The 19,834-nt window shown below is 62.9% G+C and carries 17 protein-coding genes and 1 tRNA gene; all 18 read right to left on the bottom strand.

From position 1 onward, the window contains the following. Window positions 1-45 precede the first annotated feature (45 nt). The 18 genes from KGZ40_03325 to KGZ40_03240 all read right to left on the bottom strand — a co-directional run bounded on the left by KGZ40_03325 (window position 46) and on the right by KGZ40_03240 (window position 19,751). On the bottom strand, window positions 46-3,465 hold the full coding sequence (locus KGZ40_03325) for a S8 family serine peptidase (GenBank protein ID MBS3956548.1): 3,420 nt from the start codon (window positions 3,463-3,465) through the stop codon (window positions 46-48). Between the two features lie 9 nt (window positions 3,466-3,474). Beyond that, complete coding sequence (locus KGZ40_03320) at window positions 3,475-4,839, bottom strand: radical SAM protein (GenBank protein MBS3956547.1); 1,365 nt, start codon at window positions 4,837-4,839, stop codon at window positions 3,475-3,477. Between the two features lie 109 nt (window positions 4,840-4,948). Further along, entirely contained in the window at window positions 4,949-5,929 is a 981-nt protein-coding gene (gene hemB, locus KGZ40_03315; GenBank protein MBS3956546.1) for a porphobilinogen synthase, read from the bottom strand. Between the two features lie 68 nt (window positions 5,930-5,997). Further along, on the bottom strand, window positions 5,998-6,231 hold the full coding sequence (locus tag KGZ40_03310) for a hypothetical protein (protein ID MBS3956545.1): 234 nt from the start codon (window positions 6,229-6,231) through the stop codon (window positions 5,998-6,000). 126 nt (window positions 6,232-6,357) lie between these two features. Continuing rightward, a tRNA-Ala gene (locus KGZ40_03305) sits at window positions 6,358-6,433 on the bottom strand. Between the two features lie 65 nt (window positions 6,434-6,498). Beyond that, window positions 6,499-7,377, bottom strand: coding sequence for a uroporphyrinogen-III synthase (locus tag KGZ40_03300; protein MBS3956544.1), 879 nt, complete (start codon window positions 7,375-7,377; stop codon window positions 6,499-6,501). A 12-nt stretch (window positions 7,378-7,389) separates the two neighbouring features. Next, entirely contained in the window at window positions 7,390-8,481 is a 1,092-nt protein-coding gene (gene hemC / locus KGZ40_03295; protein MBS3956543.1) for a hydroxymethylbilane synthase, read from the bottom strand. Between the two features lie 1,466 nt (window positions 8,482-9,947). Then, window positions 9,948-10,763 carry an SDR family oxidoreductase gene (locus KGZ40_03290; GenBank protein MBS3956542.1) on the bottom strand — a complete coding sequence of 272 codons (816 nt, stop codon included), beginning with the start codon at window positions 10,761-10,763 and terminating at the stop codon, window positions 9,948-9,950. An 82-nt stretch (window positions 10,764-10,845) separates the two neighbouring features. After that, window positions 10,846-11,691, bottom strand: coding sequence for a cytochrome c biogenesis protein CcsA (gene ccsA / locus KGZ40_03285; GenBank protein MBS3956541.1), 846 nt, complete (start codon window positions 11,689-11,691; stop codon window positions 10,846-10,848). Between the two features lie 75 nt (window positions 11,692-11,766). Continuing rightward, complete coding sequence (locus tag KGZ40_03280; protein MBS3956540.1) at window positions 11,767-11,952, bottom strand: CcmD family protein; 186 nt, start codon at window positions 11,950-11,952, stop codon at window positions 11,767-11,769. 27 nt (window positions 11,953-11,979) lie between these two features. After that, on the bottom strand, window positions 11,980-12,732 hold the full coding sequence (ccsA, locus tag KGZ40_03275) for a cytochrome c biogenesis protein CcsA (protein MBS3956539.1): 753 nt from the start codon (window positions 12,730-12,732) through the stop codon (window positions 11,980-11,982). A 43-nt stretch (window positions 12,733-12,775) separates the two neighbouring features. Beyond that, window positions 12,776-13,531, bottom strand: coding sequence for a heme exporter protein CcmB (locus KGZ40_03270; GenBank protein ID MBS3956538.1), 756 nt, complete (start codon window positions 13,529-13,531; stop codon window positions 12,776-12,778). 1 nt (window position 13,532) lies between these two features. After that, window positions 13,533-14,267: an ABC transporter ATP-binding protein gene (locus KGZ40_03265; GenBank protein ID MBS3956537.1), complete on the bottom strand. Its 735-nt coding sequence runs from the start codon at window positions 14,265-14,267 to the stop codon at window positions 13,533-13,535. A gap of 11 nt (window positions 14,268-14,278) precedes the next feature. Then, window positions 14,279-16,321 (bottom strand): heme lyase CcmF/NrfE family subunit, encoded by a 2,043-nt coding sequence (locus KGZ40_03260; protein ID MBS3956536.1) that lies wholly within the window; start codon window positions 16,319-16,321, stop codon window positions 14,279-14,281. A gap of 128 nt (window positions 16,322-16,449) precedes the next feature. After that, the gene (locus KGZ40_03255; GenBank protein MBS3956535.1) at window positions 16,450-17,124 is read right to left on the bottom strand and encodes a cytochrome c maturation protein CcmE; all 675 of its coding nucleotides are present in this window, start codon (window positions 17,122-17,124) and stop codon (window positions 16,450-16,452) included. 223 nt (window positions 17,125-17,347) lie between these two features. Further along, on the bottom strand, window positions 17,348-18,283 hold the full coding sequence (locus tag KGZ40_03250) for a quinate 5-dehydrogenase (GenBank protein MBS3956534.1): 936 nt from the start codon (window positions 18,281-18,283) through the stop codon (window positions 17,348-17,350). After that, window positions 18,262-18,873, bottom strand: coding sequence for a transcriptional regulator (locus KGZ40_03245; GenBank protein ID MBS3956533.1), 612 nt, complete (start codon window positions 18,871-18,873; stop codon window positions 18,262-18,264). The genes KGZ40_03250 and KGZ40_03245 overlap by 22 nt, the downstream gene beginning before the upstream one ends. A 113-nt stretch (window positions 18,874-18,986) precedes the next feature. Then, window positions 18,987-19,751, bottom strand: a complete 765-nt coding sequence (locus tag KGZ40_03240; GenBank protein MBS3956532.1) for a type III pantothenate kinase — start codon at window positions 19,749-19,751, stop codon at window positions 18,987-18,989. Between the last annotated feature and the right edge of the window lie 83 nt (window positions 19,752-19,834).

Here is a 19,834-nt window from a genome sequence, read left to right as displayed (position 1 = left end):
CGCACGTTTTCGTATTCTACACGGTCGGCGCGCATTCGCGGCGGCCTACTCCAACAACGTGCGCACAGTGGCGCGCACCCCGTCAGAGATAGCGCTCGTCCCGCCCAGGAACGTCGCTCGCCCTATCGCGGCCTTGTAGTTTCCGATGGCGGCGGCTGTAGGGGGACTCAACGTGGCGGGCGCGGTCAGCAACATCACGCTGCGACGCTCACCCTGCAAAACACCGCCAGCAAGCGCGTCGGGGAAGTTGTGGCCGTTGGTGAGCGCGACACCGTCCCACGTGAACGACTCGTTGGCGACGGCCCACTCGGCCACCTTCACGGCTGTGTCCCACCGGTCCCCGCCACCGAGGCGCTTAACGGTCCCCCCGGCTCCGAGCAGGTCACGCAAACCCGACTCGGTGACGGCGCTTACGGCTCCTGTCCCTCCGAGCACGAACGCACGATCGACGCCTGCCATCACACTTCGGGTCGTGGGCAGCAGGCCGTGCGCGGGATGCGCGAGCACGATCGGCCACGCGTTAGCGGCCGCGAGAGGTGCCGCCGAAAGCGCGTCGGGAAAGTTGGCGCCGGTCGCGACGAGGATCGTACCGTCCCAGCCTCCAGAGGCGTTCGCAGCGGCAATGACACGCGACGCGACCTCGTCAGCGGTCTCGTAGCGATCGTCGCCCGCCACTCGCTCAACGGCGCCGTTTGGACCGAGCACGGCGCGCAGCGATTCGGCCACCTCATCGCCCACGGCCGCGGTACCTCCCACGATCACCGCCTTCTTCGCGCCTAGCCGGGTGATCTCGGATGCGGTCGCCGCCGGAAGCGACGACGTGTTCACGAGCAAGACCGGTCCCCCGAGAGCGCCAGCGAGCGCGGTCCCGCCGAGGGCGTCGGGCCAGTTTAGCGCAGTCGCTATCACAACCGTTTCGGCGCCATCTGGGAACGCTGACAACGAAGCGGCGACCGCGGTGCCCACCCTGTCGTCGCCGGCGATCTCATCGAAAGCCGTGGTGATCGTGAAAGTGGCGCCTCTCCCAGGCTCGACGTTGCCAGCGTTATCCGTCGAGTAGTACTGGAGGATATGTGCGCCCTTCCCAGTCGCCTCGATGACGACCGGATCGGCGGGGCCGGCTATCTGCCATGGGCCCCCGTCGAGCTTCCAGTGCGTCGTGGCGATACCTGAATGCTGGTCGTTTCGAACCAGCAAGATACTCGCCCGTCCCTCGAAGGTCTTCCCGTTGGCCGATGTCGCCGTGCCCGGCGTCGTCCGGTCGATACGCACCGTGACACCGCGCTCAGCTTCCGTGCGGCCAAACGCGTCTTGCGAGTAGAAGTCGAGCCTCCACTCCGCACTCACAAAGAACACGCGCTGAACCGGTGGCGTGACTCCCATGAACGGGGTCGGGAGCGTGTCCGTGCGGTACCAGCGGCGGTACGTGGTGACCCCAGGCCAGGCATCGGGAACCGCAAGGGTGACCGTCGCTATCTGGTTGCTCCATCCATCAGGCACGCCCGACACGACCGTGACCGGCGGCCCTTCGCCAACGACAGCCGCCAGCGCCGAGCGCGCATCGGCCCGCGCTCCCATGACGCACAAGCCCGCAAGAGATGGGCGAGGTTCAGCCGAGTCAAGGATGGTGTCTTTAAGCCTGACGGCGTCCGCGGCCGGATCGACTGAGAGCAGGAGCGCGGCGATCCCCGCGACGTGCGGCGCCGCCATCGAGGTGCCGCTCATCGTCTTGTATGCATTAGTGTGATCGCGCTCCGAGAGAGACCCGCCCGTCTCGGCCGGTACCACAACCCTGACGTCATCGACATAGACTCCCTCGTAGCCCGAGGTGGAGTCGATCGACTCGTCGGCAGACAGATAGAACGACACGACAACGCCGCTCCTGCCCGCCGCCCACGGCGTGATGTCTATCCACCAATCCTGAAACACTCCGCCCGAAGAGCCGCTCTTCATGTCCACCAGGTGCCACGCCGAGCCGTTCCACACCCACGCGCTGAGCCAATCCCACTCATGCTCGATGTCGTAGCGCACCCGAGCGTTCAGGAAAACCGCGGGCGCCGTGGAGCAGTCCACGGGCGGAGAGTCGGCGAATGCGGCCTCGCTATTCCGGTATCCCAAGTGGGCGATGCTCGACGGCGCCGAAGTGTATGCCACCGTGCTGAGCGCCCACGGCGCATTCACAAACATCCCTGGTCCCGTGAAGCTCCAACCTGCCGCTGTGTCGAACCCGGTCGCATACAGCGTCTGAGCGATGTCCGGCGCCAGCGTGACGGGCGAGCCTGGCACCGTGCTCAGGATATCGACACCAGGCGCGAACACATCGACGGACGCCGCTCCATAGTTTGAGAAGCTTGCACGCGCGTCGTTGTGGTCCGATGCGCCAACCGAGATGATGTTGGGCAGGTCATACGACGCTGGGTAGAACGGTGCCGCGCCATCGTTATTCGTGCCGGCGTTGCCCGCCGCGAATACAAACAGTGCGTCGATGGCGGCTATCGCATCGTACTCGGCCCGGTCGAACGGGTAGCCGCCTCCCCACGAGTTCGAGATGACGGCCGCGCCGTTCGCGGCCGCGTAGTGAAACGCCTCTACCGCTGACGCCGTCGTACCCGCGCCAGATGAATCGAGCATCTTCACCGCCATGAGCGAGACGTCCCAATTCACTCCCGTCACGCCGAGCCCGTTCCCGCCAACCGCCCCAACCGTTCCCGCGCAGTGCGTGCCGTGGCCCCCGGGGTCGTCGTCGAAAGGATCGCCCGTAGCATTGATGGTGTTCACGCCGTGGACGTCGTCGACGTAGCCATTACGATCATCGTCCAGACCGTTACCGGCGATCTCCCCGGGATTCACCCACATGTTCCCGGCCAAATCCGGATGGTTGTAGTCGATCCCGGTATCGAGGACGGCGACGACAACGGCGCTCGACCCGGCCGTGATATCCCACGCACCGGCAGCGTCGATGTCCGCGCCTGCAGCACCCCCCGTCTGCCCGGTGTTACGCAACCCCCACAACTGGGAGAAACGCGGATCGTCCGGGTACGTTCCCGCCTTACGCTTCCGGTAGTTTGGCTGGGCGTACTCTACCGAAAGTTGCGTGCCGTACGCGACAACCGCCTTGGACACACTCATGCCCGGCGGAAGCCTCACGAGCTCCAAGTCACGCGCAGCCGCTAACGAACGGATCCGCGCGCCGCCCGCAACGGAGTGCGCCCGCCCACGAACCGCCGAGCTGACCCCCCTCCTGAAGCGGACGAGCACTTCTCCCTCAACATACTCGTCGGCTCTGACACCCTCGGACTCTCGTCCTTCCCGCGGATGCTGTCCCTTCGCTTCGGTGCCTGGCTCGCGCGACCCAGCGCGCGCATCAGCACCATACGCGCCAGCGGCGGGTGTGAGCGCTACGAGGAGAACAAGAACCAGTAGCCCTCTAGACGCCGCTGTCGCCGACCGCTCGAACGCACCCATCCAGACTCCCTACGCCTGTTCGCACTCCCCGGTCCAGCCGGGCGGTTCGTATACGCAGTACGGCTCAGCCGCAAGGTAGTCTCCCGTGAGCTCGAGCGCTCGCGCACGGCACCCGCCGCACACCGCCTTGTACTCGCACGCGCCACACTTGCCTTTGAGCAATGAGTAGTCACGAAGGTCGTTGAAGACCTTGCTTTCCGTCCATATCTCGGAAAACGGCTTCTCTTTCACGTTGCCCAGCTGCATATCGAAGTACCCGCACGGCTGGATGTCGCCCACGTGACTGATGAAGCAAAACGTGATACCGCCGAGGCACCCGCGCGTCATCGCGTCGAGGCCATACTCCTCGCGCGTGACCTTCTTGCCTTCGGCCTTCGCGAGCTGACGGATGATGCGGTAGTAGTGTGGGGAGTCGGTGGGCTTGAAGTGTAGCGGACTCGTCTTTTGCCGATGATACGCCCACGTGAGAACGCGCTCGTACTCATCGGGAGGAAGCTCTTGTTCGAGCAGCTCGGACCCGCGACCCGTCGGAACGAGCATGAAGATGTGGAACGCGTCGACATCGAGCGACTCCGCGAGGTCGTGGATCTCTTCGATCTTGTCGGCGTTGAGCTTGGTGACCGTCGTGTTGACCTGAACGCCCACCCCGTGACGTTTCGCGATCCTGATGCCCTCGACCGACTGGTCGAAGCACCCCGCCTGCCCGCGAAACGTGTCGTGCCCCTCGGCTGTGGGAAAATCGATCGAGACCGAGATGCGCGGGATGCGATGTGCTGCCATCTTGGCCGCGATCTCGTCGGTGATCATGGTGGCGTTGGTTCCGATGACGGGCATGGCGCCCATCTCGTGACAGTAGTCGACAATCTCCCAGATGTCGGGCCTCATGAGCGGTTCCCCGCCAGTGAGGATGATGATCGGGTTTGAGATCGTGACGATGTTGTCGATAACGCTCTTGATCTGCTCGAGCGAAAGCTCACCGGGGTAGTGGCCAAACTCGGCGGCGGCTCGGCAGTGAACACAGCTCAGGTTGCACGAGCGCGTGATCTCCCACGCGATGATTCGGGGTGCCTTGATGCCCGTCCGTTCGTGATACGCGATCGCCTGCGGGCCGCCTCCGGGCCGGAAGCCAACACTCCGCGCGCCGCCGTGACGCTGGCGTCCGCCAGGGTGGGAACCCGGATGGCCTCCAACTGGATCGACCGGCACGCCGCCGGGATGACCAGCCCCCATCGGAATGCCGATTCCCACGCCGCCGCATGGCGCCTCGGCGTCAGCGATCTCCTGCTCGGTAAGCGTGCCTTCGCCCGCAGACCCGAAGCCCTCTTCGAGATCGAGGTCTGGACGAGCATCCGCGTTCCCTACATTGTCGGCCATACTCGGCGGTTCCCTTCGATTGGACGCGACGCGCACACCACTTCGCAATAATAGGGCCAATCGGACCGGTCACGATCGTGCGGGCTCGACCCGGATCCTGAGGCCACGCTTAGGTCTCGGCAAGCCACCTCGCCGCGTCCTTCGCGTGGTACGTGAGTACCATATCCGCGCCGGCGCGCTTGAAGCCAAGCAGTGTCTCAAGCACCACGCGACGCTCATCGATCCAGCCGTTTCGCGCAGCGGCCTTCACCATCGCGTACTCGCCACTCACGTTGTAGGCGGCGGTCGGATAGCCAAACTCATCTTTCACTCGGCGAATGATGTCCATGTAGGCAAGCGCCGGCTTGACCATCACGATGTCCGCACCCTCGCCTATGTCGAGCGCAACTTCGCGAATCGCTTCGTCGGAGTTGGCGGGATCCATCTGGTAGGCGCGACGATCACCAAAGGTGGGAACCGAATCCGCCGCGTCACGGAACGGGCCGTAATATGCCGAGGCGTACTTGGCCGAGTAGCTCATGATGGGGATGTTCGCATAGCCCTCGGTGTCGAGCGCGGTACGGATAGCGGCCACCCGCCCGTCCATCATGTCGCTCGGGGCGACCATGTCAGCGCCTGCCTCGGCGTGACTGAGCGCCGTGCTCGCCAGCATCTCGAGGGTGACGTCGTTGATCACGCATCCATGTTCGTCGAGCGCGCCGCAGTGCCCGTGGCTGGTGTACTCGCACATGCAGACGTCGGTGATCACGTAGTACTCGGGATCGTGAGCCTTGATCGCGCGAATCGCCCGCTGAACGATGCCATCTGCGGCGTACGCTCCGCTGCCCGCCTCGTCTTTGGTCTCCGGCAGGCCGAATAGGATGACGGCCGGGATCCCGAGCCCTTTGAGCTCATCGATCTCCGCGGGGAGCTGGTCGATGGTGAGCTGGTAGACGCCTGGCATCGAAGTGACCTCGTCACGCAACCCAGTGCCAGGCTTGATGAACAGCGGGTAGATGAGGTCGCTGGGCTCAAGCGTGTTCTCGCGCACCATTGAGCGCAATGCCTCACGTGAGCGTAGCCGGCGGGGGCGGTATGCGGGAAACTCCATGGAGACTGCCTCCTCTGAGGTAGGTAGCCAGGTGGCCGGGTGCCAGGTTCCAGGTGCCCGGGTGGCCGCTATTCGACAAACTCGTCGACGGACACCGGAGCCGTTTCTGGTGCGGGTGACCGGGATGCTCCGGGAAGCTCCTTGCCCCCCGCAAAGTGCGCGCTCATGTGGCGTCGCAGCAGCAACACCGCGTAGAGTGCAGCGCCCGCGACGACAATCCAGTACAGCATCTGCACGATCGGCCCCGCGTAGAACACAAACTCCTGGAACCGCACCGCGAAATCCGACTGAGCCCCGATCATCGAAGTGTAGCCTCCTTCAGCTTCGCCCTCACATAACCCTGCGGACGCTGGCCGCGGGGTCTACCGTACGTACGCAACGGGGCGACCCGCACGATATCGCGCGAACCGCCCCGGCCAGACCGTAGTTGGTGGAGATGAGCGGGCTCGAACCGCCGACCTCTGCGTTGCGAACGCAGCGCTCTCCCAGCTGAGCTACATCCCCACGGATGACTCCGCGCCTCACGGCCTCCGGAGCAGGCACGAGTATCCCCGCGCGCACGCGCGTTGTCAACGTTCCGCCCCACCGTCGGACATGCCTGTATCGCCGCCGGTTCCCGCACACGCGCCTGCCGAGAAATACCGGCAGATCGCATCGACGAGTCCGGCGACCGTGTAAGGATCGGCCTCGATATCGACCTCGCTGCCAAGTTCACGTACGGCATCCGAAGTGACAGGACCGATTGACGCGAGCGCCGCCGCCGTAAGAACATCACGCGCCGCAGTGCCCTCGATCAACGTCAGGAAACCGCGGAATGTCGAGGGCGAGGTGAACGTCACGACGTCGATCCCTCCGTCGGCCATGCGCTCCAGGGTGGCGGGGTTCCCTTCGCCCGTGACGGTGCGGTACACCGGCACGACGTCGACGCGCGCACCCCGCTCTCGCAGTGTCTCAGGTAGCACTTCACGTGCCTCAAGAGCGCGCGGGATGAGCACACGCGAGTTCTTGCCCACGCCACGGTCGAAGAATCCCTCGATCAGCCCTTCCGCGCGAAAGTCGCCCGGAACGTAGTCGGCACGTATGCCGCGACCCCGCAGATGGTCGGCGGTCGCGCGTCCCACCGCCGCGACCCGGATGCCGGCGAGCGCTCGGGCGTCACGATCGTAGAGCGCAAGGCGCTCAAAGAACCGGTGGACCGCGTTTGCGGAGGTGAAGACCACCCAGTCGTAGACGGTCAGGTTGACGATAGCCTCGTCGGCAGGCGCCCAGTCTTCAGGGTCGAGCGTCTTGATCACCGGAAACTCGAGGACCTCGGCACCACGTTCCTCGAGCGCTGATGCGAGTTCACGAACCTGGTGACGTGCGCGAGTGACGACTACCGTTCGACCGGCAAGCGGCAAGCCCTCGCGCGCCGACGACGCTCCGCGTGTGGGTCGGCTGTCACTCACGCTAACCGCTCCTCAGGTCTTGAGCAGGCCATCAACATCGTCAGCTGCGCGAATCTCGGCGAGGATCGACCCGGCGCCGAGCTCCCGCAGACGTGCGACCATCGCGTGTCCGAGACCCACCGGATCGTCTACTGCACCACAGACACGTTCGCGGACGATTCTCGCGCCGTCGACCGAGCCGACGAGGCCGTCCATGACAAGTTCATCCCCTTCAAAGCGCGCGTATGCACCGATGGGCACCTGACACCCGCCCTCGAGCGTGCGCATCACCACGCGCTCGGCGGTGATACACGTGAAGGTCTCGGGGTGATTGAGAGCGTGACAGACTTCGGTCATGAATGAGTCGTCTTCACGGATCTCCACGGCGATAGCGCCCTGTCCCACCGCCGGAACCATCTGCTGCGGGGAGATGTAGTGGGAGATCCTATCCGCCCAGCCCATGCGCGTAATGCCTGCCGATGCGAGAATCACCGCGTGGACCTCGCCCTCTTCGGCTTTGCGCATGCGCGTGTCAAGGTTGCCGCGCACATCGACGATCTCAAGGTCGGGACGGAGCGCGACGGTCTGACTTCTGCGACGCAAACTCGACGTGCCGAGCCGCGCGCCGTGCGGCAGCGTCTCAAGATTATAGCCGCCCGGCCCGCTCACGATGACGTCACGCGGGTCAACACGCTCAGGTGTGGCGGCGATGACGCAGCCTTCGGGAAGCTCGGTGGGTACGTCTTTCATCGAGTGGACGCACAGATCGACGGTGCCCGCGAGTAGTTCCACCTCGAGTTCCTTGGTGAAAAGGCCCTTGCCGCCCACTTTCGCGAGCGGCACGTCAAGGATCTTGTCACCAGTCGTCTTGATGATCTTCAGCTCGACAGTGGCCCCCGTGGCTTCCTCGATGCGGCCCTTGATGTAGTTTGATTGCCACAAAGCGAGCTTGCTCCCCCGGGTTCCGATCACGAGGCGGTCGCGGCTAGCAGCCAATCGTATCTCCCATCTCCTTCTGCGCGGCCTTCTCAGCGGCACGCTCGGCGGCCTTCTCGGCCCTTCCGAGCAGTGTCCTGAAGATCCCGGTGTGCGGGTTGAGGCCCTCGGGGTTCGAGTCGAGTCCATACAGGAAACGTGCGGCCTCAACGTAGGTGTAGCCATCCTTCTTGGCGGCTATGTTCTTGAGCCGAGCGGTAGGTCCGTGCAGCATCTTGTTCACAATGGACGCGGTGAGCGCCTCGACAGTCTGGAGTTCGCGCTCCGAAAGGCCCCCAAGACGCTTGAACGCTTTGTCCATTTCGACGAGGCGGATCTGCTCGGCCTTGGCACGGATCGCGGCCACTGTGGGTACGACCTCCATGGACTCGAGCCACCGCTCAAACAACACCATCTCCTCGTCGATGATGTGTTCGGCCTTTCGCGCCTCACGCATCCGCTCCTCGAGGTTGGACTCTACGACACCGTTCAAGTCGTCGATGTCGTAGAGGAAGACGTCGGAAAGGTCGTTGACGTCGGGTGCGATATCACGCGGCACCGCAATGTCGATGAGAAAGAGCGGATTCCCACGGCGGCCACGCATCGCGCCAGCAACCTGATCTTTGGTGACGACGTAGTCCGTGGCGGCGGTCGAAGAGATCACAATATCCGCCTCGCGCATACATTCATAAAGCTCTTCGTAGCGGATGGGTACGCCACTGAACTTGCGCGCAAGCTCTTCAGCGCGCTCGTAGGTGCGGTTGGCCACAAAGACCTTCCTCACGCCGTTGCTCACGAGGTGCTTGGCGGTAAGCTCACTCATCTTGCCCGCGCCGAGAATCAGCACGGTGCGGCCATCCAGCGTGTCGAAAACCTGCCGTGCCAACTCAACGGCGGCGTAGCTGATCGAAACCGCGTTCTCCCCGATCTCGGTCTCAGTACGGACTCGTTTGCCCAACTCGAAGCTTTGGCGAAACAGTTTGTTGAAGATGCGCCCCGCCGCTTCGCTGGTGAACGCGTGCTCATAGGCCTCTTTGACCTGTCCGAGTATCTGCGCCTCACCGAGAACCATCGAGTCGAGCGAAGCCACCACCCTGAAGAGGTGGCGAATGACCGCCTCTCCCTCAGAGATGTAGAGGTAGCGCACGAGCTCGTGCCGATCGAGGTCGTGGTAGTCAGCGAGGAAATCGATGATGGCTCCGGCACCGTCCACACCAGCCGCGGTCACGGCGTAGATCTCAGTCCGGTTGCACGTCGAGAGAATGACCGCCTCGGCGATGTGCGCCGATCCGGTGATGCGAGCGAGGGCCTCTTCCTGCCGGTGCGCGGGAAAGGTGAGCTTTTCCCGGATCTCTACCGGGGCTGTCTTGTGGCTCAGACCGACAAGCGTCAAGTGCATGGCGTCAGGCTCGCCTCGCAAGTATGGACATGGATACGCCCTCGCCGGAGCGGTGCGTGTTGTTCAGGCAAGCAGGCCCGGCGAGGGCGGTGTCAACACACATGACACAGTAGTCACGCACCTTCTGCACGTCGCCTGAACACATATACTGTACCATCCCCGCCGTCCAAACAGCAATCTCGCTTCTCTTCGCGAGGAGCGGCGAAACGCCGCTCCATCAGCGCATGCGTCGCGCTTTCGCTATGTCGGCATCAACGATGTGGAAGAATACCTCCGGCAACAGTCCCTTGAAGCGAAAGTAGAAACGGCTGGTCGCGTCAGGGATGATATGGAAGCGCTTGCGTTCGATGCCACGGATCACCGCTGCCGCCACGCGTTCCGCTGCAATCGGCTTGATCGCAGCCGCGATGGCCTCGGTCTCTGTCGGCCGGAGCGTCTTCTCGTACACGAGCCCCGGTGTGTCCGTATCGGGCGGCAAGACCACGGAGACCGTGATGCCATGCGGCTTGAGCTCGAACCTGAGCGCCTCAGTGAAGCCGAGTGTCGCGTACTTCGCCGCCGCGTACCCCGTGTACCCGTAGATGCCGAGGAAACCCGCGACCGACGAGACATTGACGATGTGACCTGCGCTCGCAGCCATCATCCGCGGGACAGCCGCCTTGCACGCGTGCACCACGCTCCAAAATCCCGCGGTCATGTTCGCCTCGAAGTCCGCGAGCGACATCGCCGAGAACTCCCCGGGGATGATGACGCCTGCTGAGTTGATGAGGATGCGCGGAGTGAAGCCCTCCTCGGACAGGGTGTTGAACGCTTCTTGGGTGGCCTCCCACGACGACAGGTCGGCGCTGCGGGTGACGACCACCTGCGAAGAGTCCGCGCAGCGCTCGGCGACGCTCCCTCGCGCGATCTCGAGTCGGCCCGCGTCGCGCGCCACGAGTGCGATGTGCGCGCCGCGATCCGCGAGCGCCTTGGCGCACGCGAGACCGATCCCGCTCGAACCCCCCGTCACGATCACATGCGCGCCGCGAAACACCGTCCAACCCTCCCGGCCCTATGAGAAAACACTCGCCCGCTTCACAACAACGGCGAAGCGGCGGGCGGACACCATCAGCTTGTCACAACCCGAAGATGTGGAAACCAGCGGGAAGCGTCCGGGCGAGCACCGCGAGGACAATAACCACCACGAGACCCGCTAGAGCCAGCCAGGCAAGCGTACGCCCCGAAGCGCGGCGGCGGTAGTGCAGCATCAGGTAAGAACCGAAGATCGCCCACACCACTCCCGAAAGCATCACGCGCGGGTCGAACCACCAATACTCGAGGCCAAACTCGATCGCCCTAATGATGCCAAGCAAAATGCCTGCGGTGTATACAGGAAACGCGAGCATGATAGCCCGCCGCGCCAGGACTTGTGTTTGGGTGAGTGAGGGAAGGCGTCGTATCAGTGAGGTCGACTTGAGCCGCTTGAGTTGCCCCCCGACGACGAGATTAAGCGCGGAGGCCGCGGCCGCAACGGCAAACCCCGCGTTCGCGACCATGATGAGTGCGACGTGCATCGCGACTCGCCAGCTGTCAAGCTGCTCGACCGCATCCTTGCTAAGCGCGATCCCTTCGCCATCGCCCAGGGAGATCTGGGCCATCGCCATCGAGACGAAGGCGAGTGGAAGCAACACCGCTCCGTAGAGTTTGAGCTTCACGATGTGCTCGACGATGAAGTAGATGAGCACGAGCACCCATGCGGCTAGCGAGAGCGAGTTAAACGCGCCGACGATTGGGATCTGGTTGTTTGCTACTCCATGGAGCGCGATCGCGGCGGTATGCGCGATGAAGCCTGATCCCGTCGCGAAAGTGGCGTACCACGAGAAGAGCGCGCGCTTCGCGACGAAGTGGTACACGTACAACACCATCGCAACCAGGTAAAGCGACATCGCGAACCAAAAGCACACGAGAGCCGCTTGCTCCATCACGCACCTCCTCTCTCAACTCCGAGCCCCATGTCCGCGATATCCGGCTACCACGACGTTCCCAGAAGCGATCGGCTATCCGTCAGAGCGCCGCTCAAGCGACTCCTCCAGCACGGTGACCTCTTTCTCGAGGCGCATGAGGCGCATGAACACCATGCTTACGTAAGCAACGAGCGCCATCCATAGGATAGCGTACGCGCCGATGACGAACGGCGCGTCCGCGAGCACCAACCGGTACAACTCAAGATTCATCGGGTCCATCGTTACGCCCTCCTTCGCGGTAGCACTCTACTGTTCAAGCGAGTTCTTCAGAACTTCCACGCGCTCCTCGAGCCTGACTTCGTTCATCCGGATCGCGTAGATCGCATAGCCGAGCATCAACATCCCGGCCAGAGCGATGAGGAACGGGATGAGATTAGACGTCGCGAAGTCGGATTGGAACACACCAGCCGGATGGCTCGACGGGACGAGCCGTGTGATGAAGAACGATATCGGCGCGTTTACGAAGGCGATAATACCGAAAGCCGCCGCGTACACCGCTCGGCGCTCCTCGTCTTCTATTGAGTTTCGTAAGACAAAGTAGCCGATCATCATGAGCGTCATGATGAAGTACGTGGTCAGCCGAGGCTCCCACTCCCACCACACGCCCCACGCCGCTCTCGTCCACAATATGCCAGTGATCATGGTGAGCATGACAAAGATGATCGCGGCCTCCATGGCGATCAGCGCCTTGGTATCGTCGGCCTTGCGGCGCTTGGCGAGAAAACGGATCGAGTAAAACGCAGCCACGCCAAACACGAGGAACGACGCCTGGGCTACCGGCACATGAAAGTAGAATATCTTCTGGCTGAACCACGGCCGCTCGTATACGAAGCCTCTATCGTTGACCTCTCGAAGTGGAAAGGCGGTGTCGACCGGCTCATCAAGCGTGACCGTGCCAAACCGCTGCATCTCGGCGGTGGTAAACGCCATTACGAACGCAACGGTCGTCAGTAGCCCTCCTACCAGCAACAGCACGAGAGCGACTCTGAGTTGTCTCACCTTTCGCCTCCTCAGCGGCGGTGCGCGGACAGGTCCGGGCGCATCACGCGCCCAACACAAACTCGTAGAGCGCGAACGCAACCCCGATCATGATGGCATCGTATGCGACGATTAGCGCCATGCCGGCCCAGAACTGCTGGACGTGTCCGTCGCCTCCGAGCACCGCGGCGCTTGTGGCCGACACGCACGCGAGCAGCAATGGGTACATGAGCGGAACGAAGAGTACCGCAAGCACGAAGTCCTTGCCTTTAGTGTTTACCGACATAGTAGCGAGGAGCGTGCCCACGCCCGCGATCCCGATCGCTCCGCCAAACAGCGCCAAAGGTATCATCCACAGATCTCCCCCGTACGCGCTGTCTTGCAGGAACAAAAACGCGAACACCGGAATCGTCAGGAACTGGACGATAAGCAGGAATATAACGTTTCCGCTCGCCTTGGCGAAGAAGACAATTGGACGGTCAACCGGCGATAGCAGCAACGCTTCCAGGCATCCCTGGTCCTTTTCGTGGACGAGCGAACGGTTCAAACCGAGCATGCTCGTAAATACGAAGGCGAGCCACAACAACCCAGCGGCTATGTCACGTGGATCAAACGCGGTACCCGCCTGAGACAGGGCGACCTGATAGATGACCATCGTGAGCAACGCGTAGATACCCATGGAGGTCACCATCTCTTTGGTGCGCAACTCCATGACAATGTCTTTGCGAAGTATCGCGCGGTACTGCCGCCAAGAGAGCGCCGCGCCCGATGGCATAGTCCTCACAGACGTGCGCGCAGATATCACAGCTGGCTCGGCCACGTCACGCCACCCCCGTCCCCACAGTGGTACGGTACGTCATCGCAAAAACCTCGTCGTCGATCTCGCTCCTTGCCGCCGAGAGGACCAATGCGCCTCGCGCGAGGATGAGCGCGTGCGTGCACAGCTCGAGTCCCTTCGCAAGGTCGTGACTGATCATGACGAATGTGTGATCCGCACGAATCTGGGCGATGAGGGAATCGAATATCTCAACCGCATGCGGATCGAGGCCCGAGTACGGCTCGTCGAGGAACAGGACATCCGGCGCGTGCAGCAGCGAGCGCGCTATCGAGAGCCGCTGCAACATACCGCGCGAAAAGGTACGGACGAGATCGAGGCGGCGGTGATCGAGCTCGACGGCCACGAGCAGCTCGCGCACGCGGTCGGCCGGATCATCGATCCCGTACATGTCAGCGAAGAACCGCAAGTTCTCCTCGGCCGAGAGATCCGGGTAGAGGAGCGGGTTATGGCTGATGAGCCCAATGCGCTCGCGCAGCTGGACGGCGTCGGCAACCACGTCAAGCCCGCAGACCCGCGCCGAGCCGGCAGATGGCGCCGTAAGGGTAGTGAGCACCTTGACGAGCGTGGTCTTACCCGCGCCGTTGGGTCCGAAGATCGAGAGGAACGAGCCCGTAGGCAGATCGAACGACACTTTGTCGAGAGCCTTGCGCGCGCCAAAGGTCCGGGAGAGATCCCGGACCTCCACGGCGAGGGTTTCGACTGATGCGGCGGCGGTCATCAGCGCCGCCGTCAGGCAGCCTCAAGGCGGCGCTTCGGCCACATTGCGAGCACGGTGCCAACGCTCAGCAGCCCGAAGCCGAACCACACCCAGCTAATGAGCGGATTGATCTTCACATTCAACTGGATGTTGCCCGCTTCGTCGAAACCTTCGTACACAACGAAGATGTCACGCAGCGGCTCGACGATGACGCTGACGTGGAACCGCGTCTGTTCCTGCTGGGCGTAACGCCTCTGCCCCGGTGTGGCAACTCCGCGCGACTCACCATCGCGTGAGACCGCGAATGTGAGCTGGGTGCGAGTGTCTTCGTTGGCCAGCGTCTCGGTCGCGACACCCTGATACACAAAGTCGTACCCTCCGACCTCGAAACTTGCGCCAGGTTCATCGGGAATCGAGATCTTCATATCCTTCACGAACATAGAAGAGCCCACAAGGCCGATCAGAATGATTCCAACGCCGAGGTGAGCGAGGTAGCCACCTGATTGGGTGCGGGCCTTGGTTACGATCGCCCAGAGCGCCGCGCCAAAACTTTCGCCCTTCGCGGCGGCTCGCCTGCGGCCACCCTCGATGAAGAGCCACACCGCAACACTTACGGCGAGCGCGCCAACTATGAGGCCGATGATCGCCTCCCACGCCGCAAGCGATGTCAACGGATCGGCGTAAGGCTTGGTGAACAAGTAGTGCGGCCACATCACGGTCCACCACAGGTAGATGAGCGCGGCTGAGATCACCGCTGTCGAGACGAGCGGCCACTTGATCTTCTCAAAAAAGACGTTCGGGTCAGTCTTTCGCCACGCGAGCAGCGGACAGACCGCCATGATGAAACAGTACAGAATACCTACCGGACGGGCTATCGCGTCGTACGTAGCCGGTCCGTAGGTCTTACCGCCCAACGCGGGAGAAAGCGTGAGCGCCGCGATCACGACCGCCGCGACGAGCATGAGCACGTTGTTGAAGTAGTACGAGGACTCCTTCGAGGTGAGACTGTCGAACTCGTCCGCGCCCTTGAACGAATCTCCCCGGTAAAGAAGGCCCACCCCTACCGCTGCCAGTGACCCTACCATCATCGCAAGGAACCACCAGAACGACAGCTCGTCTTGCGTGAACGCGTGAACCGATTGCACGATGCCCGAACGGACAATGAAGGTGCCAAGAATAACCCCCACGAAGCTGATGACAGCAAGCGCCACCGCCCACTTCTTGAAACCGCCACGCCGCCGGTACACGGTGAAAGAGTGCAGGAGTGCGACACCCGTAAGCCACGGGATGAACGAGGCATTCTCGACCGGATCCCACGCCCAGTACCCGCCCCAGCCCAAGACCACGTAAGCCCACACCGCGCCAAGTCCATTGCCCAGCCCAAGAAACAGCCACGCGAACACCGTGATGCGATCGACAATCTCTACCCAGGCCTTAGATGGGTCGTTGACGATGAGCGCGCCGAACGCGAACGCGAACGGAACCGCCATTCCCGCGTAACCCACGAACAGTGTGGGTGGATGGAGTGTCATCGCCCAGTGCTGCAGCAGCGGATTCATGCCTCCGCTGATGAGAAGCTCGCCCCCGGGGCCGACCCAGTGCTCCGGAGAAAGCTTGAAGGGATTGTTCAGGGGGATGAAGAGCGCCGTGATGAAGAATATCTGCACGAAGTTGAGGACCGCAAGGGAGACGTTGGAGAGGTCATCCGTGAACGAACTGCGTTTGTACGCAATGTATGCCGCGAATATCGCGAGGAGCCATGCCCAGAAAAGCAGCGACCCTTCTCTGCCCGCCCACACCGCGGCGACCTTATAGACCCACTGGAGCGCCGAGACGTCAGTCGAGTGATGCTGCGCCACGTACTCGAGCGTGAAATCCTCCTGAAGAAACGCCGCCGTGAGAACCGAGATGGCGCCTGTGATACCGATCAGAATGCCATACGTCGCTAGATACCCGGTGTTTGTGAGCCCTTCGCCTTCCTTTGGACCCATTCTGCGGCCCAAGAATATCGCGCCGATGGATAGGAGTGCCGCCACAAGGGCGAGTCCCATGAACAGGCTGCCGAGATTGGCCATTCGCTCTACTCCACTTCCCTGTCGTCCCGCGAACCACTCGGCCCACGCAGACACTTCATCGGTGCCGTCAGTGACGCGCCGCGCCTACGGCGCAACGATTCTACCGTTTCTCGCGCCCGGGCGTCGGCCTACTCGGCCATCGCCACGCTGGTCGCCTTGAACAGGCCGGAGTCCGCATCGTACTCCCCGCCGAGAACGACTTGGGAGCCGTCTTCCATGCCGTCGGCGAGCGCGCCGTCAGGATAGGCGATGTCGATGGAAGGCGAGCCGCCCTCATCGGCGATAGAGAACCGCACCTGGCCGCCCGGGGGCTTAATCGTGCCCGCAACGACGAATCCGGTGAGCTGAACCGGTTTGCCGACAACCGAATCGCCGAGCGCGAACAACGATGCCACGCTAATCGCGTTGTCCGCAGATTCGTACCTCGAAGGACACTTGGTTTTCATGTCGGTTGACTCGAAGATGCCCTCTTCGTTCATGACTCCCGTCACGATCGCGGTCACTTCGTCACCGAAGGTCGAGGGGACAGCGCCGGTGTACACCACGCTGAGCACCGGTCCGTCCGTAGCCCCCTCGTTGCGGATATCGAACGTCATCGGACTCGACTTCCCGTCCCACGAGCCGGGTACGACGGTCCCCGTGACCTTTACGCGTTCGCCGACAGCCTCTGGCTTGTCCACGATATCACTCACCGTGCGCGAGTACGCCCCGTCAGTGGCACCCACGCTCATGAAGATAGCTCCGATTGAAATCACGAGGATGACGGTCACACCGATGAGACGATTCCTTGCGCGCTTGTTCACAAGATCAACTCCTTTTCGAGATGGAGCCTTATACCCCGGATTCCGTGCCGGGAGCCTCGCTCACGCGCAGTCACGAGGCCGGAGTTGGGGAGTGCCGCTCCGAACGCCTGCTAGATGCCTGAACACTTGAATAGTACCACCGGGACGTCTTGACCACAAACACACAAACGCGTCCCTGACCAACCTGCATGAACAGGAGCAAAGACAATGCCCATCGGCGTTATCATCCCTGAATGACTCCGTTAGAGCCCTGGAGCCACCGCGCATCGGGCCTGATTTCCGCCTCCGCGATAAGACGGAGGTACTCGTCTGTTGTGAGCTCTGCGGGTGCGCCCGCGTGCGCGACGAGCGCAGCCTCGATCACGTTTGTGCCAAAGGAGCGTCCGCCAAGCCGCGGAGTCGTGGTGACTAACAGTCCCACACCACGATCTCTCAGGAACTCAACATCGGAAGCGGTCGTAGTGTTGGTGACGACCCACTTGCCGGTCATATCAGTTGGCATGAACGCGCGAACGTACTGATAGTCGCCAGCGATGATGTCGAACTCATCGTAGAGATGAGCCCGTTTCACTGACGGTGGCCTGTCCTGCGCCGCTCCTGTGGGATAGAGCCACGAGAAGGGCAGCTGCGCCGCGATAGGGGCGACGACACGGATCGTTCGGTCGAGCGTCACCTTGTCGCGTATAAGCACGGGAAACCCCAGCGCGAAGAGCAAGTCGCCGTAGGCCATCGCGCACCCGGCCTCGTGAAAGCCCTCGGCCAATCCATAACGGTCAACCGCCGAGGTCACGAGCACCCGCTTTCCCGCAAGATCGAGTCCGAGCGTCTCGGTCATGTAGCGCACCGCCGCGTGCTCAAGCGGGCCCTTGATCGCCGCGCCGCACACGAGCGGCGTCTCGTGCACCCGCGCTGCGAGCTTGCGGGTGGCGCGGAAGTGGTAGTCGCGGCCAGCCGCCCGCAGGTAGCGATCTATGCCGCCAAGACTGAGGGCGTCTACTTGGCCGTCGAGGAGCTCGAGCCGGTCCGCCGCCCGCCGCGTGTCGCCATCGAAGCCCTCCCGCGTAAGCCGGAACCGCTCGCCAAGAAGCTCGATCTCGACCACGTGGTCGCGAACCGAAGAACCGAGGGACACGCTCACTACCTCTTTGACGGTGTCCACCTCCCGGCCCTCTCGGCCGCCTGCCTCAGCGCGGCGCTCACCCTGCCGCTGCGTGGACGTGGCGCGCGCGCCGATCCGATCCCCGTGAGCAGCTGCGTGATCTCACCGATGTCGACCGTGACATCCTCCCGAAGCGGTGACGGGCCGAGCGAGACCGCGATCACCTCGCGGCCCAAGATGCGCTCGACCAGCTCGATCCTCCAGTCGCTCGCAAGCAAGATGATCGTGTCGTAGTCCCGTAGCGCGGCGAGCGTCTCAAGCAACCGGTTGAAGACCTCCGCTCCGGAGAAACCCTCAATACTCTCGCGTTCCGCCTGATTGAACACGAGCGTGAAATCCACACCGTGCTCCTCGGCCACGCGTTTGACCTCTTCAGCGTTGGCCACGGGGAAACCGACCATCGCGATACGTGCGCCGCGCCGCACCTCGCCGAGTGACTCGATGAACGAGACAAACGACCTCTGGACGCCGTGCGTACGCGCGGTCTCCTCCTGCGTAGCGCCAGCCTCACGATCGGCGAGGATGTCGCCTATCGCGTCAAAGAGCTTCTGCTGACTTACGACCTTCTCGCCGATGCGAAAAAACCTCACGGCAAACCTCCCCGCCATATGCGAGCATAGATGGCACTGCGGAGACACGCCGCTGTGCACACCATTGTGTACGTGAGAGAGTATAACGCGGCGACTCCAGCCGTGTGGCCACCTCAGGTGTTGCGCCGGTACACCTCGACGAGCCCTTTGAGCGTGAGGTCGGGATCGACAGCGGTGATCGTCTCACAGATCGGCGCCATCTTGGCTGCGAGACCGCCTGTCGCCATCACCGGCGTCTGCGTACCAAGCTCCTCCCACACTCTTCGCACGAGCCCGTCGACCATAGCCGCCTCACCGAGAATGAGGCCGGCCTGCACGCTCGTGCGCGTGTTGGTGCCAATAACCTTGGGCGGAGCGTCAAGGTCCACCTTCGACAGACGTGCGGCCTTGGTGAATAGCGCTTCAGCGCTCGTCTCGACTCCCGGCGCGATCGCCCCGCCAAGATACGCCCCCGTGCCGTCGATGACATCGATGGTCGTGGCGGTACCAAAATCAACCACGACGACCGGGCCACCGAGGGCCAAGTATGCGGCGATGCCGTTGACTATGCGGTCCGCCCCGACCTCGTGCGGGTTGTCGTAGCGTATGGTCATCCCCGTCTTGAGCCCAGGTCCCACCACCATCGGAACGCGCCCACACGCTTCCTCGGCGACCTCCTGGTAGGCGGCGGTCAGTCGTGGCACCACTGACGAGATGATGACGTGGTCGATGTCGCCGAGCGCGTGTCCGCCGTCCGCGAGCAACGCGGCAAGCTTGATTCGCAACTCGTCAGCCGTGAGCGCCGGGTTACTCGACGTCCGCCAATGTTCGCCCAAGCCCGATTCATCGAACAAGCCGAGTACGGTATGGGTGTTTCCGATGTCGACCGCCAGTATCACCGCTGCTCCTGCCAAGGATGACGGAACGGTGACACGCAACCGGCGGTCACCTGCGTCAATGGTATCATCGGCGCAGGTGACCC

Source organism: Clostridiales bacterium, assembly GCA_018333995.1.
Taxonomy (GTDB): Bacteria; Actinomycetota; Coriobacteriia; order Anaerosomatales; family SLCP01; genus JAGXSG01.
This window is presented reverse-complemented; position numbering and strand designations above follow the sequence as displayed.

Excerpts from the sequence above, each read along its gene's own strand:
- KGZ40_03325 (MBS3956548.1), bottom strand. The coding sequence starts at position 3,465 with ATGGGTGCGTTCGAGCGGTCGGCGACAGCGGCGTCTAGAGGGCTACTG.
- KGZ40_03320 (MBS3956547.1), bottom strand. The coding sequence starts at position 4,839 with ATGGCCGACAATGTAGGGAACGCGGATGCTCGTCCAGACCTCGATCTC.
- hemB (MBS3956546.1), bottom strand. The coding sequence starts at position 5,929 with ATGGAGTTTCCCGCATACCGCCCCCGCCGGCTACGCTCACGTGAGGCA.
- KGZ40_03310 (MBS3956545.1), bottom strand. The coding sequence starts at position 6,231 with ATGATCGGGGCTCAGTCGGATTTCGCGGTGCGGTTCCAGGAGTTTGTG.
- hemC (MBS3956543.1), bottom strand. The coding sequence starts at position 8,481 with ATGGACTCGACTCGAACCCCGAGGGCCTCAACCCGCACACCGGGATCT.
- ccsA (MBS3956541.1), bottom strand. The coding sequence starts at position 11,691 with ATGGAGCAAGCGGCTCTCGTGTGCTTTTGGTTCGCGATGTCGCTTTAC.
- KGZ40_03280 (MBS3956540.1), bottom strand. The coding sequence starts at position 11,952 with ATGGACCCGATGAATCTTGAGTTGTACCGGTTGGTGCTCGCGGACGCG.
- KGZ40_03265 (MBS3956537.1), bottom strand. The coding sequence starts at position 14,267 with ATGACCGCCGCCGCATCAGTCGAAACCCTCGCCGTGGAGGTCCGGGAT.
- KGZ40_03260 (MBS3956536.1), bottom strand. The coding sequence starts at position 16,321 with ATGGCCAATCTCGGCAGCCTGTTCATGGGACTCGCCCTTGTGGCGGCA.